This window comes from Escherichia sp. E4736 (assembly GCF_005781225.1).
GTDB lineage: Bacteria > Pseudomonadota > Gammaproteobacteria > Enterobacterales > Enterobacteriaceae > Escherichia.
Genome location: NZ_VATT01000013.1, coordinates 1 through 14,267 on the forward strand (window position 1 = coordinate 1; position 14,267 = coordinate 14,267).

The 14,267-nt window shown below is 51.0% G+C and carries 13 protein-coding genes, 1 tRNA gene and 2 pseudogenes; 6 read left to right on the forward strand and 10 right to left on the reverse strand.

Annotated features, from left to right (window positions below):
- Positions 1–182: 182 nt before the first annotated feature.
- Complete coding sequence (gene dkgB, locus FEK46_RS09165; protein ID WP_138194666.1) at positions 183–986, forward strand: 2,5-didehydrogluconate reductase DkgB; 804 nt, start codon at positions 183–185, stop codon at positions 984–986.
- Here dkgB and yafC read toward each other — a convergent pair.
- Positions 983–1,897: a DNA-binding transcriptional regulator YafC gene (yafC, locus tag FEK46_RS09170; RefSeq protein WP_130260828.1), complete on the reverse strand. Its 915-nt coding sequence runs from the start codon at positions 1,895–1,897 to the stop codon at positions 983–985. The genes dkgB and yafC overlap by 4 nt on opposite strands.
- 240 nt (positions 1,898–2,137) lie before the next feature.
- Here yafC and FEK46_RS09175 point away from each other — a divergent pair, with 240 nt between their 5' ends.
- Positions 2,138–2,938, forward strand: a complete 801-nt coding sequence (locus tag FEK46_RS09175) for an endonuclease/exonuclease/phosphatase family protein (protein ID WP_089628352.1) — start codon at positions 2,138–2,140, stop codon at positions 2,936–2,938.
- A 77-nt stretch (positions 2,939–3,015) separates the two neighbouring features.
- Positions 3,016–3,786 (forward strand): class I SAM-dependent methyltransferase, encoded by a 771-nt coding sequence (locus tag FEK46_RS09180; RefSeq protein WP_131162113.1) that lies wholly within the window; start codon positions 3,016–3,018, stop codon positions 3,784–3,786.
- A 47-nt stretch (positions 3,787–3,833) separates the two neighbouring features.
- On the opposite strand, the gene mltD is transcribed toward FEK46_RS09180, so the two are convergent.
- Complete coding sequence (gene mltD, locus FEK46_RS09185; protein ID WP_130209753.1) at positions 3,834–5,192, reverse strand: murein transglycosylase D; 1,359 nt, start codon at positions 5,190–5,192, stop codon at positions 3,834–3,836.
- A 71-nt stretch (positions 5,193–5,263) separates the two neighbouring features.
- On the reverse strand, positions 5,264–6,019 hold the full coding sequence (gene gloB, locus FEK46_RS09190) for a hydroxyacylglutathione hydrolase (RefSeq protein WP_130209751.1): 756 nt from the start codon (positions 6,017–6,019) through the stop codon (positions 5,264–5,266).
- Between the two features lie 33 nt (positions 6,020–6,052).
- On the opposite strand from gloB, the gene FEK46_RS09195 reads away from it, so the two are divergent.
- Complete coding sequence (locus FEK46_RS09195) at positions 6,053–6,775, forward strand: class I SAM-dependent methyltransferase (protein ID WP_131162116.1); 723 nt, start codon at positions 6,053–6,055, stop codon at positions 6,773–6,775.
- Here FEK46_RS09195 and rnhA read toward each other — a convergent pair.
- The gene (gene rnhA / locus FEK46_RS09200) at positions 6,772–7,239 is read right to left on the reverse strand and encodes a ribonuclease HI (protein ID WP_000917883.1); all 468 of its coding nucleotides are present in this window, start codon (positions 7,237–7,239) and stop codon (positions 6,772–6,774) included. The genes FEK46_RS09195 and rnhA overlap by 4 nt on opposite strands.
- Before the next feature lie 64 nt (positions 7,240–7,303).
- Between rnhA and dnaQ the strand changes: the two genes are divergently transcribed.
- Both dnaQ and FEK46_RS09210 read left to right on the forward strand, forming a co-directional pair.
- The gene (dnaQ, locus tag FEK46_RS09205; RefSeq protein ID WP_001366128.1) at positions 7,304–8,035 is read left to right on the forward strand and encodes a DNA polymerase III subunit epsilon; all 732 of its coding nucleotides are present in this window, start codon (positions 7,304–7,306) and stop codon (positions 8,033–8,035) included.
- A 132-nt stretch (positions 8,036–8,167) separates the two neighbouring features.
- Positions 8,168–8,244, forward strand: a tRNA-Asp gene (locus tag FEK46_RS09210).
- Between the two features lie 150 nt (positions 8,245–8,394).
- Here FEK46_RS09210 and FEK46_RS09215 read toward each other — a convergent pair.
- The 6 genes and pseudogenes from FEK46_RS09215 to tagK all read right to left on the reverse strand — a co-directional run.
- Positions 8,395–9,444 carry a type VI secretion system ImpA family N-terminal domain-containing protein gene (locus FEK46_RS09215; protein ID WP_138194667.1) on the reverse strand — a complete coding sequence of 350 codons (1,050 nt, stop codon included), beginning with the start codon at positions 9,442–9,444 and terminating at the stop codon, positions 8,395–8,397.
- Between the two features lie 10 nt (positions 9,445–9,454).
- Complete coding sequence (gene tssG / locus FEK46_RS09220; RefSeq protein WP_138194668.1) at positions 9,455–10,450, reverse strand: type VI secretion system baseplate subunit TssG; 996 nt, start codon at positions 10,448–10,450, stop codon at positions 9,455–9,457.
- A pseudogene (tssF, locus tag FEK46_RS09225) lies at positions 10,447–12,330 on the reverse strand (type VI secretion system baseplate subunit TssF). The gene tssG and the pseudogene tssF overlap by 4 nt, the downstream one beginning before the upstream one ends.
- 15 nt (positions 12,331–12,345) lie before the next feature.
- Positions 12,346–12,840: a type VI secretion system baseplate subunit TssE gene (tssE, locus tag FEK46_RS09230; RefSeq protein WP_130209743.1), complete on the reverse strand. Its 495-nt coding sequence runs from the start codon at positions 12,838–12,840 to the stop codon at positions 12,346–12,348.
- Complete coding sequence (locus tag FEK46_RS09235; protein WP_138194670.1) at positions 12,837–13,667, reverse strand: type VI secretion system accessory protein TagJ; 831 nt, start codon at positions 13,665–13,667, stop codon at positions 12,837–12,839. Before FEK46_RS09235 ends, tssE begins: the two co-directional genes overlap by 4 nt.
- A pseudogene (gene tagK / locus FEK46_RS09240) lies at positions 13,654–14,235 on the reverse strand (type VI secretion system-associated protein TagK); the annotation flags it as partial. The pseudogene tagK and the gene FEK46_RS09235, both read right to left, overlap by 14 nt.
- Between the last annotated feature and the right edge of the window lie 32 nt (positions 14,236–14,267).

Genomic DNA, 14,267 nt, shown 5'->3' on the forward strand with positions numbered 1-14,267 from the left:
GAGTCCCGTCCGTTCCGCCACTTATTAAGAAGCCTCGAGTTAACGCTCGAGGTTTTTTTTCGTTTGTATTTCTATTATTGCTAAAATCGCAAAAATCCTCTGCGTTTTGCGCCCTTTTTCCGCAACAGTCTGAAGCCCATAATCACCTCAATTAACGAAAATAGCATTAAAAGAGGCATATTATGGCTATCCCCGTATTTGGTTTAGGTACTTTCCGTCTCAAAGACGACGTTGTTATTTCATCTGTGAAAACGGCGCTAGAACTTGGTTATCGCGCAATTGATACCGCACAAATCTATGATAACGAAGCTGCAGTAGGTCAGGCGATTGCAGAAAGTGGCGTGCCTCGTCATGAACTCTACACCACCACTAAAATCTGGATTGAAAATCTCAGCAAAGACAAATTGATCCCGAGCCTGAAAGAAAGCCTGCAAAAGTTGCGTACCGATTATGTTGATCTGACGCTAATCCACTGGCCGTCACCAAACGATGAAGTCTCTGTTGAAGAGTTTATGCAGGCGCTGCTGGAAGCCAAAAAACAAGGGCTGACGCGTGAGATCGGTATTTCCAACTTCACGATCCCGCTGATGGAAAAAGCGATTGCTGCTGTTGGCGCTGAGAACATCGCTACCAACCAGATTGAACTCTCTCCTTATCTGCAAAACCGTAAAGTGGTTGATTGGGCCAAACAGCACGGCATTCATATCACTTCCTATATGACGCTGGCTTATGGTAATGCACTGAAAGATGAGGTTATTGCTCGTATTGCAGCTAAACACAATGCGACCCCGGCACAAGTGATTCTGACGTGGGCGATGGGGGAAGGTTACTCCGTAATTCCTTCTTCTACTAAACGTGAAAACCTGGAGAGTAATCTTAAGGCACAAAATTTACAGCTTGATGCCGAAGATAAAAAAGCGATCGCCGCACTGGATTGCAACGACCGCCTGGTTAGCCCGGAAGGTCTGGCTCCTGAATGGGATTAAGCCTCTCTGACAGCTCCTCCGGGAGCTGTTTTTACATGCTCGCTAAGGAAATCGATAAAAGCCCGGATGCGCGTACTTACCGCACGGTCGCTGTAATAGACTGCACTGAATGGCATTTCAACTGGCAACACTTTATCTGCCATTAACTCCACCAATTCTCCGCGAGCGATTTCTCTGTCGATCATGTAGTCGGACAAACACGCAATCCCGTTGCCACTCAGGCAAAGCTGTTTCAGTGTTTCCCCACTATTGGATGACAAACCGTACTTCACCTCATGTAATTGTCCATCACTACAGGCTATCGGCCAGGTATTGAGGGAAGCGGGTTCAGTGAATCCCAGGCAAACATGTTGCTTTAAATCGTCGATCGTTTCTGGCTTCCCGTAGCGGGAAATATAATCAGGGGAGGCGATAATTTTTCGATAACTGTTAAATAACGGCCTGGCACGTAAGCTGGAATCCGTTAACGTACCGGCGCGTATCGCGACATCTACTTTTCTTTCGATCAAATTAATAATCGTTTCGGAGGAGACTAGCGATAAAGTGACTTCCGGATAGCGTTCACGGAAAGGCTTAATCAACGGCATCAGAAAGTGCAGCACCACTGGCGTCGCGGCATCGATCCGTAACAGTCCACGCGGTGTATTACGCGTCTCCATAATTTCTGATTCTGCCGCAGCCATCTCCTGCAAAATCAACTGCACGCGACGAAAATAACGTTCGCCTTCTTCCGTCAGGCTAAGTTGTCGCGTGGTGCGATTAAGCAAGCTGACGCCTAGTTTCATTTCCAACTTCTTGACTGCCCGGCTTACCGCAGAGTTCGCTTGCCCTAATTGTTCGGCCGCCCGGCTAAAGCTGCCGCTTTCGACAACCGAAACAAAAATAGCGAGTTCTTCCGACGTAGCTTTCATTTTTGCCTCTGTCGCAAAATATAAGAGAGATTGTGGACTTATTTGTCATTAAACCATCAGGATACGTGATATGTCATCCGATTTAATGTTCTCAATAATGAGTAAAATTCTGACCGGTGTAAGCACTTGCTTACATAACAATATACAATTGCTCGTTGAAAGAGTGAGCTAAAATCCCTATAACAGTAGAACCCTCCTGAATGCGGAAGGGGTGACGTAATAGAGGTTTCAAAGTCAAAAGTGCGAAAAAACACCTATGCCATGCGCTATGTTGCCGGACAACCTGCGGAAAGGATTTTACCGCCGGGGTCTTTTGCGAGCATTGGCCAGGCATTACCGCCCGGAGAACCGTTAAGTACCGAAGAGCGTATTCGGATCCTGGTGTGGAACATATACAAACAGCAACGCGCTGAATGGTTGTCGGTATTAAAGAACTACGGCAAAGATGCACATCTGGTTTTATTACAGGAAGCGCAAACAACGCCGGAGTTAGTACAGTTTGCGACTGCTAACTATCTTGCTGCCGATCAGGTACCCGCTTTCGTGCTGCCGCAGCATCCTTCCGGTGTAATGACCCTTTCGGCGGCACATCCCATTTATTGCTGCCCGTTACGCGAACGTGAACCTATTTTACGTCTGGCGAAATCAGCGCTGGTGACGGTCTACCCATTACCTGATACCCGCCTGTTGATGGTCGTCAATATTCACGCCGTCAACTTCAGTCTTGGCGTAGATGTTTACAGTAAGCAGTTACTTCCTATTGGCGATCAGATTGCCCATCACAGCGGCCCGGTCATTATGGCGGGAGATTTCAATGCCTGGAGCCGTAGAAGGATGAACGCGTTATATCGCTTTGCGCGGGAAATGTCGCTGCGCCAGGTGCGTTTTACCGATGATCAGCGCCGTCGGGCGTTTGGTCGCCCGCTCGATTTTGTTTTCTACCGTGGTCTTAACGTCAGCGAAGCTTCTGTACTGGTTACGCGCGCTTCCGATCACAATCCGCTACTCGTTGAATTCAGTCCCGGCAAGCCTGATAAATAAGGTATGTCAGGTCTGCCACAGGGCAGACCAACGTTTGGCGCTGCCCTTTTATACTCAAACAACAAAAGGACAGCGCAATGACAATACAATCCCACCATGACCACGTAGAAAAGCAGTTTAGCTCGCAGGCCAGTGAGTATTTAACCAGTACCGTACATGCATCCGGGCGAGATTTACAGCGCCTGGCGGTGCGTCTGGCTGATTATCCTGATGCAAATGTACTTGATATGGGCTGCGGAGCAGGGCATGCCAGCTTTGTCGCTGCGCAAAACGTGAGCGCGGTGGTGGCGTATGACTTATCTGCCCAAATGCTGGATGTCGTGGCACAAGCTGCCGAAGCCCGGCACCTGAAAAATATCACCACCCGCCAGGGATATGCCGAAAGTCTGCCATTTGCCGATAACGCATTTGATATTGTTATCAGCCGTTATTCTGCCCATCACTGGCATGATGTTGGTGCAGCACTGCGTGAAGTGAATCGGATATTGAAACCCAGCGGTAGGCTGATTGTGATGGACGTAATGTCTCCGGGTCACCCAGTGCGCGACATCTGGTTACAGACGGTAGAAGCATTACGCGATACCTCTCACGTACGAAACTACGCCAGCGGTGAGTGGTTGACGTTAATCAATGAAGCCAAACTGATAGTTGATAATTTAATTACAGATAAGTTACCGCTGGAATTTTCTTCATGGGGCGCCAGAATGCGTACGCCAGAAGCATTAGTAGACGCTATTCGCATTTACCAACAGAGCGCATCGACAGAGGTGAAAACGTATTTTGCCTTGCAGAATGATGGCTCTTTCACCAGTGATATCATCATGGTAGAAGCACATAAAGCGGCATAAATAAAAAAGGCACCGGGGGAATCGGTGCCTTTTTATTATCTGGTTTATCAGGAATCTGGCATGTTGCTGTTTTTCACAAACAACGTCAGCTTATCGCCTGGTTGCAGATTCGCAGTGTCGCTGTTCCAGCGCATCACATCTTTGATGTTCACGCCGTGGCGTTTAGCAATGCTTGAAAGCGAATCGCCTTTGCGCACACGATACGTAATGCTATCGCTGTTGTTTGCCAGCCGCTGTGCGCTACTACCTGCGCCAATCGTCAAACTTTGGCCTGGTTTCAGCTTAGCTCCGCGCAGTTTATTCCACTGCTGCAAATCTTTGGTGCTTACGCCGAGACGTGAAGCGATACTTGAAAGCGTGTCGCCAGAACGAACGGTGTAAACACGACTGTTAAGCGGCGTATTGTCGGCAACCAGCGTCGACTGTACAGCAGCAATTTCGCCGGAAGCCAGAGATTCACGCAGTTGATCTGCATGCTTCTTTGGCACCATCACGTACTGCGGACCACTTGCTCCCAGCGTGGAGCCTTTTACACCAGCGTTGAATGTCTTCAGCTTGCTGACGGAAATTCCCGCCATATCTGCAACCTTCGCCATATCAACCGGGCTACTCAGGTGTACACGCGCCAGAGCACGGCTTTCATCGGTCGTCGGCAGACGTACTCCATAACGTTTGCTGTTTTTGAGAATATCGCTCAATGCCAGCATTTTAGGCACGTACTGCTTCGTTTCCTGCGGCAACGGTAACGACCAAAAGTCCGTGGATTTCCCACGTGCTTTGTTCGTTTTAATTGCCTTCATGACCCGACCTTCGCCGCTATTATAAGCCGCTACGGTCAAAAGCCAGTCGCCGTCAAACATCTTGTTCAGACGTTGCATCATGTTCAGCGCGGCTGTCGTTGAAGCAACAACATCGCGACGCGCGTCATAATTGCGAGTCTGTTTCAAACCATAATTGCGCCCCGTGCTCGGAATGATCTGCCAGATGCCTGCGGCATTGGCGCCAGACGTCGCGTGAGGATCAAAAGCGCTCTCCACTATGGGTAGTAGTACCAGTTCCATAGGCATGTTACGTTTTTTAACTTGCCCGGCTATCCAGTACATATACGGCTCTGCCCGTAAAGTTACATCGTGGAGATAGCTCTTATTGCGTAAATATTTCTGTTTCTGTTCGCGAATCCGGTCATTTTCCGGAATTCCCATCTTTAGCTCGTCGCCAATGAAAGCCCACAAGTCACCATCTGGCGCGATAGACGTCCCATCGTCCATCCATCGTGCCTGACTTGTAAACTTTGCTGCTTCCCCTTGACCAGCTGCAGAAAGGCTCTGTGCGTGCTGTTGGACGTTACCGGTACTCTGGCAACCCACGAGCAGGACAGAGGCGAGTAATATCGCTTTTGCCTTCATGTGTGTGTCAATAGTTGCTTAAAAGACGACCGATCATAACGGCGAACGAAGCCGATGACAAGAAAGTTTTATCAGAATCTATCTTTCTTTGACCTTAACCAGGCAAAACGTTCCTCAGGTTGTTGCAATAATGTTTCTTTATTAATTACATTAATTAAATCAATATCTTCTGTTCTTAAAAAAACATTAATTTTCCGCTCATTTTTCAGAATTACGGGGAGTGTAATTTGATTTTTTGCCCGTAACTCAATAACTTTACGATAATAATCATTTATGGACAAATCGTGCGGAAGAATACTCAAGGCAAACTTCATATTTGATAAAGTATATTCATGAGCACAACATACCAGTGTATCGTCAGGTAGAGCACTTAATTTTTTAAGTGATTGATACATTTGAGAAGCCGTACCTTCAAATAATCGCCCGCAGCCACCAGAGAAAAGAGTATCACCGCAAAATAGATAAGGATTGCTGAAGTAACAGATGTGTCCTAAAGTGTGACCTGGTGTAGCAATTACACTAAATTCATGCCCCAAAACGAAGGCAGTATCACCATCTTTGACTACCTGCGTTGTTCCCTTATCTTGTGTCTCTTGTGGACCGTAGACCACAATTTGCGGAAACTTTTCCACCAGTTCTTTTACGCCGCCAACATGATCGTGGTGATGGTGGGTGAGAAATATGGCCTCCGGTTGCCAGTTATTGGCGGCAATGGCCTTTACTACCGGCTCCGCTTCTCCAGGATCGACAATCAGGCAACGGCCTGCTTCATCATTCAAAACCCAGATGTAATTGTCATCAAAGGCAGGAATACTGTTAAGATTCATATATTACCTCTCAGTGTGAAACGGAAGGTTGTGATGAAACCGGCAAGGAACCCTCAAACAGTCGTGGCTCCTGATTGCTGGGGCGATTTGCCCTGGGGAGAGCTTTATCGCAAGGCGCTGGAGCGCCAGCTCAACCCATGGTTCACGAAAATGTATGGTTTTCATCTGCTTAAGATTGGCAATTTAAGCGCAGAAATCAATTGCGAAGCGTGCGCGGTTTCTCATCAAGTGAATGTTTCTGCGCAAGGAAAGCCCGTACAAGTGCAGGCGGACCCGCTTCATCTTCCTTTTGCCGATAAATCCGTCGATGTTTGTCTATTGGCGCATACGTTGCCATGGTGCACCGATCCGCATCGTTTGTTGCGTGAAGCCGATCGGGTATTGATTGATGATGGCTGGCTGGTCATTAGTGGCTTCAATCCCATCAGTTTAATGGGATTACGCAAACTTGTGCCGGTATTGCGAAAAACATCGCCTTATAACAGCCGGATGTTTACCCTGATGCGGCAACTGGACTGGCTCTCTTTGTTGAATTTTGAAGTGCTACACGCCAGCCGTTTCCACGTTCTTCCGTGGAATAAACATGGTGGAAAACTATTGAGCGCGCATATTCCTGCGCTTGGTTGCTTACAACTTATTGTTGCCCGGAAACGGACTATTCCTTTAACGCTAAATCCGATGAAACAGAGTAAAAACAAGCCACGAATTCGCCAGGCGGTTGGCGCCACCCGGCAATGTCGTAAACCACAGGCTTAAACTTCGACTTGATATCCCGTATCTTCCAGTGTGGGATTCATTGCCGCGGCACGAGCCAGTTCATCGCAACGTTCGTTTTCTGGATGACCGGCATGGCCTTTTACCCATTCCCATTTGATTTGATGCTGCCCCAACGCGGCATCAAGACGTTGCCAGAGATCGACATTTTTTACTGGTTTTTTGTCTGCTGTTTTCCAGCCACGTTTTTTCCAGTTATGGATCCACTGGGTGATCCCCTGGCGGACATACTGGCTGTCGGTACTCAGAATGACTTCACAGTGTTCTTTTAACGCTTCCAGCGCGACAATAGCGGCCATCAACTCCATACGGTTGTTGGTGGTGCGGGTGTAGCCAGCGCTAAAGGTTTTTTCGCGTCCACGATAGCGTAATATAGCACCGTAACCCCCAGGTCCTGGATTACCCAGACACGAACCATCGGTGAAAATTTCTACCTGTTTAAGCATCTCTGGTAGACTTCCTGTAATTGAATCGAACTGTAAAACGACAAGTCTGACATAAATGACCGCTATGAGCACTGCAATTACACGCCAGATCGTTCTCGATACCGAAACCACCGGTATGAACCAGATTGGCGCGCACTATGAAGGCCACAAGATCATTGAGATTGGTGCCGTTGAAGTGGTGAACCGTCGACTGACGGGCAATAACTTCCATGTTTATCTCAAACCCGATCGGCTGGTGGATCCGGAAGCCTTTGGCGTACACGGTATTGCCGATGAGTTTTTGCTCGATAAGCCCACGTTTGCCGAAGTAGCCGATGAGTTCATGGACTATATTCGCGGCGCGGAGCTGGTTATCCATAACGCAGCGTTTGATATCGGCTTTATGGACTACGAGTTTTCGTTGCTTAAGCGCGATATTCCGAAGACGAATACCTTCTGTAAGGTCACCGATAGCCTTGCGGTGGCGAGGAAAATGTTTCCCGGTAAGCGCAACAGCCTCGATGCATTATGTGCTCGCTACGAAATAGATAACAGTAAACGAACGCTGCACGGGGCATTACTCGATGCCCAGATCCTTGCGGAAGTTTATCTGGCGATGACCGGTGGTCAAACGTCGATGGCTTTTGCGATGGAAGGAGAGACACAACAGCAGCAAGGTGAAGCAACAATTCAGCGCATTGTACGTCAGGCAAGTAAGTTACGCGTTGTTTTTGCGACAGATGAAGAGCTTGCAGCACATGAAGCTCGTCTCGATCTGGTGCAGAAGAAGGGCGGAAGCTGCCTCTGGCGGGCATAAATACCTGTGAAAGGCGCTAAAAATAGCGAGTTGGGCGATTTTTGCAGCAAACGATTCAAAAGATGAGAAAAATCGTTGACGAAGGCCGAGGCAATCCGTAATATTCGCCTCGTTCCCAAAGGAACACAACACGGAGCGGTAGTTCAGTCGGTTAGAATACCTGCCTGTCACGCAGGGGGTCGCGGGTTCGAGTCCCGTCCGTTCCGCCAATATTCAGAAAGCCTGAGTCAGTAATGATTCAGGCTTTCGTCGTTTTAGCCTTCAGGAGAGTTTGTTGTCCCTGAAGGCAAATAGATATAATCTAAAAAACTGTCACATCATATATAATGACCAGCTATTATAAATTCTGGCCATTTCTGTTATTCCAACGCATCCCATTTCTCCAGTAATTCTGCTGGAATTTCATTTATTACTTCCGAGAAGCGTTTTCCGACCAGGCGCTCTGCCTGACGCAACAAGGGAATAGTCGGACTGCTCGGCTCGCTATACTCAAACCAGCGACGTATAACTCTCAAACGTTCCAGCGCATCGTTCCGGTCGCTAATTTGCCTTTGTTCTGCGCAGACCTTTCCGGTCTTTTCAGCAGGTATATCTTCGAGTGGTGCAACATACTCTGCCTGTGCCGTTTCAGTATTATTGATGGAGACATGCTCCGGAAGAACAGCCAATGTTTCCTGTGATGGGATCTCTGGCGTGGTTGATTGCACCGCTCCCGGTAACAGAGTCAGCAGTTGCGTAAGCCGCGAAAAGTCCGGAGCATGGTCATTCAGCATTTTACGCGCATGGCGTTGCAGTCGCTCAGTGTTTTCAGCGGCCTGGCGAAAAGCGTCTAGCGGCAGTACACCGCGAGCTTCCAGATCGGCCAATTGCTGACGTACCGATTCCGGCGCCAGGGCATCCGCCGGGCGTGATGCAGACAACGAGCGTTCCACATCTCGCACCTGGAGGCGCAAAGTGGCATTATTTGACAGCGTAATGCCTCGGATATCCGCCATTACGCCTTCGTGGTCCAGCAACGCCGATAGTGCGTTGCTGCGCGCCACTGCCGCATCTTCGGCGGTGATATCTTCAGTTGCAAGCAGTTGTGGATGGATGGTATCCGGGTACAAGCTGCACAGCGTTTCGAGTTGCGTGAGTACCTCTGCCAGTCCTCTGGCTCCGGCCTGCTGGATACGGCAGCGCAGTAGAATCACCAGGATTCGGATATCTTTGCTTCGTGTCAGCAGGCGGCGAGCGTCTCGCTCGAGTTCTGCCCAGTTAATGGTTTCCGGCGTACTGACAAAATCGCCATATTGCGCTTCTTCACGCGGTGCAGCGCGGGTGAACAGCAGCAGGTATTCCGGATCATATTCCAGATCCGGGCCACAGGGGCGTTCGGCCGAAATAGGGTCTGACAGAGATGTATCCATTAAATTATCCTTAGTGCGCCAGATAGTGCTCAGGTTCGAAAATCATGCCTGTCACCGGATCGTCGTGCATGGCTTTTCCAGCCCAGGCGGTCCAGCCTAACTGATATGGGCCGCCGGTAACGGCAGGAGGAGCGGCGTGTGGTTTTAGCTGTAGCTCAATTTCCCAGCAGTATTCAAACCCGGTAAAGGCGCGAACCAATTCCGTCAATACGGGCAGGTTGTTGCCGCCAGGCAGGAAGCGTTGATAATCGGCCAGCGTCAGTGGGCCAATCACCAGTCTGAACTTATACTGCATGTCCGGTACGGCCTGACCGATGAGTGCGCCGTTGCCAATGATGGAAGAAAGGGCTGGTATCCCCAGCCGGGTAATTTCATCATCTGCCACGGGTATCCAGTGCAGGACATATTCCTGTATCCGGAAAGGCACGCCGAAATAGTGCGCCAGCGTGGCAGCCAGCCCGTCTGGATTGCGTGATTCGCGCGCCAGATGAGCCGATGCCGCCAGGCGAACGTGATCCGGTAGCGGGCTGTCTACACTTTCTCGCAAATCTTGCCCGCTGAGGCTGGCGATATAAAAGGCAAATCGGTCATATTTCGGTTTATCCAGACCACCTCCAGCTGACTGGGCGCTGCGCCAGGCCTGATAAAACTGGGTCAGCCAGCGGTGATGAAAAAGGTCAGTAAAACAGGTTAGCGTCGGATCGCGGTAGCTTTCGGTCCGGTTACGCGCCAGTTCGGTGTAGTGCAGCGGCAGCGGGCCATTCGGCCCCCACAGCCCGAGGCTGTACAGACTGACGTGCAGGCGCCCTTCCTGCCAGCTTACACTGGCGATTTCCCGTGGTGCAAAAGTCAGCGCAGGTGTTTGCCCGAGGCGGAATTTTTCCATTCGTGGCTGCCAGGCACTACCTGCAGGGACGGTACACAACTGTACATTCACGCGGCGCATCAGGTTCAGAAAACCGTAACGCCAGGGCATTCCCTGCGCCTGAGTGAAATCGCCGTTCATACACTTCCCCGCTGTCCGGCCCTGACCGGCCAGGTTATAATTTTGCCGCGCTGCATACTGTGCAGCGTCATCTGCGAGAAGGTATTAATGGAAACATGACGGGCGATATAGTGTTCCAGCACCAGGCCGAACAGATACGGACTGATGCCAGAAAAACCTTCTTCATCCACCGTCAGCTCACAACAGACGCCGCGACCATAGACCAGCAGCCCGGAACCCGGCAGACGGCGGGTGACCGGCGTTGTTTTGCAGCCAATCAGGCTGCGTACCTGTCGTGATTGCGGACTGTCATGCGCCGGAATAAACAGGTTAAGCAGATCGCGTAGCGCTTGACCGCCGGTACGGTGATCCAGATCTGCCAACGGCAGATAATTAAAGGATAACTGGCGGATCAACCGCCAGGCCATTTCACGTTCCGCCAGTGGATGCTGCGGCGGACGAGGCGGGCGAATAAGTCCCACGCCCGCCACCGGGATGGCCGCATCCACGGTCAGATCGTCCCAGCCATTGCGTGCAATAAGGCAGGGGAGATCGCGGTTGGTGACCATGGCCGTGATGGTGATATGGCGCAGATTTTCCGGGTATGGCGCTTCATATTGGTCAACCAGTGACAGGAACACTTCCGATCCCGTATAGGGGATGCGGGTGCCGTAGCGGCGGGCGTTTTCCGACAACCGACGCGGCTCCCGGCGCAGGGAAAAATAGCGCCCGTGGTTGCCTTCATCGTTATTGCGGGTGTGGTAGAGCGGGCGAAAGGTCATTTTCCGTGTAGTGTCGGTTTCCAGCCCTTCCACTTCCTGGACCGAGAACACCTCATAATCCAGTGGATGGGTCCTGTCCACCACAAGGTGCTGCTCTGTCGAGCTGTGGGTGACGTCGATTCGGGCGGTGACGCGGGGAAAAAGGTTAACAACCGGGGTACAGAACAGGCTGAACTGTGACGCATTTGTCTGGTGGATCAGCCAGTCCGGCGGCAGGTGATTTAGTAAGATCACAATCTCCGCTACGCCGCCGTTAATTTTCTGTAACCCGGCAGACAGACCTGCCGGCGTGAAAAAATAAAAGCGTTCCGGACAGGCAAAATATTCATGCAGCAGGTTATGACCGTGAAATACGTTCCAGGCCAGTGGCAGCAGTCCCTGACCTGGCTCCAGCCCCTCGTAGGTAACTGGCTGTTTCAGATTTACATCCAGTACGCCGTCAAAATGACCCGGAACGCCTGCCAGTGTGGCAATGGAACTGGTATGCAGAAGTTCGAACAGGTGAGAGGCTGTGCGTTCCTCGCCGCAGAGATATAGCGGCAGCCTGTCCAGCCCGGCAAGTTGGCTAAACGTTAGTTCACCGAAGGTGCGCAGGGTAATACGCAGCGCACCGGCGACATGAATGTTGGTAGGTAGGTAGCGATGCAGAGCAGGCATATCCGGTGGAGCTGCAGTCAGGCGCACCTCTTCGATGGTGAGCGGCTACAGCGTCACATCCTGGCTGCTGCGAAACTGGCAGGCGGTACTTTCGCCTTCCGGAATGGCGGAAAAAAAAGCGGTGTCGCGTGGGACGGTGAATCCCTTCGCCAAATCGCCTTCTTCCGGATCGGGATGCAACTGTGCCACGCTCATTGAGGGCGTGGGAGTAACATAATTGGGGCTGACGACCTCCAGCAGGCGCTGGGTGAAACGCGGAAATTCAGCGTCAATTTTAAGCTGCGTACGGGCAGTCAGGAAGCTGAAGGCCTCAACCATCCGCTCCACATACGGATCGGCAATATCCGTTCCCTGCATTCCCAGCCGGGCGGCGACTTTGGGATGACGTTCGGCAAATTCGGCTCCCGTTTCACGCAGGTAGCTCAATTCGCGGTTATAGTATTCCAGTAGCCGTGGATCCATCGGTCACCCTCTATATTAAAAAAACGTAATGCGGCTCTGTTCCATATCCAACGCGCTGCGTACCCGGAATGCCGTCGGATACGGCTGCGTAAGGATTTCGCCACGAATTTCAAACTGTAATGTGTTATGGCCACTCTGGCGTTGTTCATCCTGTAGTGGAATTATTTGCAGGGTGGATGCTTTCAGCCGGGGTTCAAATCGAGTAATCGTGCGTAAAATAGCCCTGCGGATATCGTCCCACTTGTGTTCATACAGAAAGCTGCCTGCCAGTGGAGGCAGGCCGTAGTTCAGAACAGAAGCTGCCGCCTCTGGGTAACGAGTGGCATCAATATCATCTTCATGACTGACGGTGTTGAGTAAAAATGACAAATCCCGGCGGATGATCTCCTTGAACTGGACTGAACTGACGCTGATATCGTGATCGCGCTTCTGCTGCGGGGCATCGTCACACAGTCGATCAAACAATGTAGGCATCAGGTGGTTGCTTTGGCGCAAACGAGAGGCGCTCATGCGTCACTGCTTTCGGGTGTATTAAAAGTACAAGAGGTCATATCCAGCAGGCTGATATCGCCGTGGCTGGTGAGCCACATTTTTTGTCCTAACGCCGTAACCAGAGTTTCTCCTGGCCCATCCTGCCAGGTGGTTTCCCGGCACAGACGCAAGGCGTCAGCAGCGCTTTCAGAACCACTGTAGCGAGGAAACAGCCAGGCGCTGTGTGTGTCGCCGTTGTGAAGTGTGATATTGACGGGTTTCCAGATTAGATCTGTCAGATTAGCCGGCAGGGGGGATTTCAGTGAACGAATTTGCGAAAATGGCAGCCAGATATACACGCCACCAGCGACCAGTTCCAGCACCGGGCCGGTACGCGAGTCACTGTCGCTTATCCAGTCGAATACGCCGCCATTCCACTGCCCGGTGGTGTCTGTTATAGCTTCAAGCGCGTGGCTGCGGTTGGCATCGGCTTCCTGCACTTCGCCGCGGGCGTTACAGGCGAGAGCAGCCAGTAAATCCTCCATCCAGGCGAGTGGTGGGAGAATAAAACCGGGACGCTGTTCGCCCTGAAAGCAGGAGTGACGGTATATTTCACAGTGGATCAGCTCGCCAAATACCTGTGCCTCGCGAGCATAATTTGCGTCCACTCGGGCGCACAGTTGAATTTGTTGCAGCGCCCGCGACCAGTCACCGATTGCGCACAATAACTGAAACAGGCTGTGCCGACGTGAAGCCTGTGCCGGGTGCATCTTTACCTGGTGTTCCGCCAGTTGAATGCCCTCTGCCACGGAATAGTCTCGCAGCAGCGCCGACAAGGTAGCCGGTAGCACGTTATTGTTTGTCATGAGTGATATCTCCGTGTTGTGCCGGGTTTATCCGGTAATGGCTGTCAATGCCGATGACTCGGTGCTCTCGCTGCGTCAGATCGGGCAGAATGGCGTTATGCACTGCCTCCGGTTTGTATTCAGGAGAAAGCAGATGCAGGATATCAGGAGGAGTCTTTTTGGTAGGCCAGGTAGATTCTCCTTCACCGGTGGCATCCAGTACATCGAGAATAGCGTCAATACTTAACCCGCCAGTGACCATATCCTGTAATGTATCGGCTTCAGTGACCAGATCACGCAATGAAGACAACTCCTGCGTGCCACCCTCTCCATTAAGGGGGAAAGGATCGGCATGACGATGAATATCTTGTTCAGGAGACAACAACGCCTGTCGGTATTCCTGATAAAGCAAGGTTAGTGGGGTATCTGAATCTGGGGTGCCTTCAGTAGCGACTGCGCCATGAACCGGAATAATATCGAACGGATTTTGCTGCTGCTGTTGTTGTTGTCGAAACCAGTCGAGATCGAGATATTCGGTTGTTGTTTCAGGCGAAATGACAGGCTGCAGTGCCGTTTTTTTCTCGCATGGCTCAGGAGACATTGTAGTGGATCACAAAATCA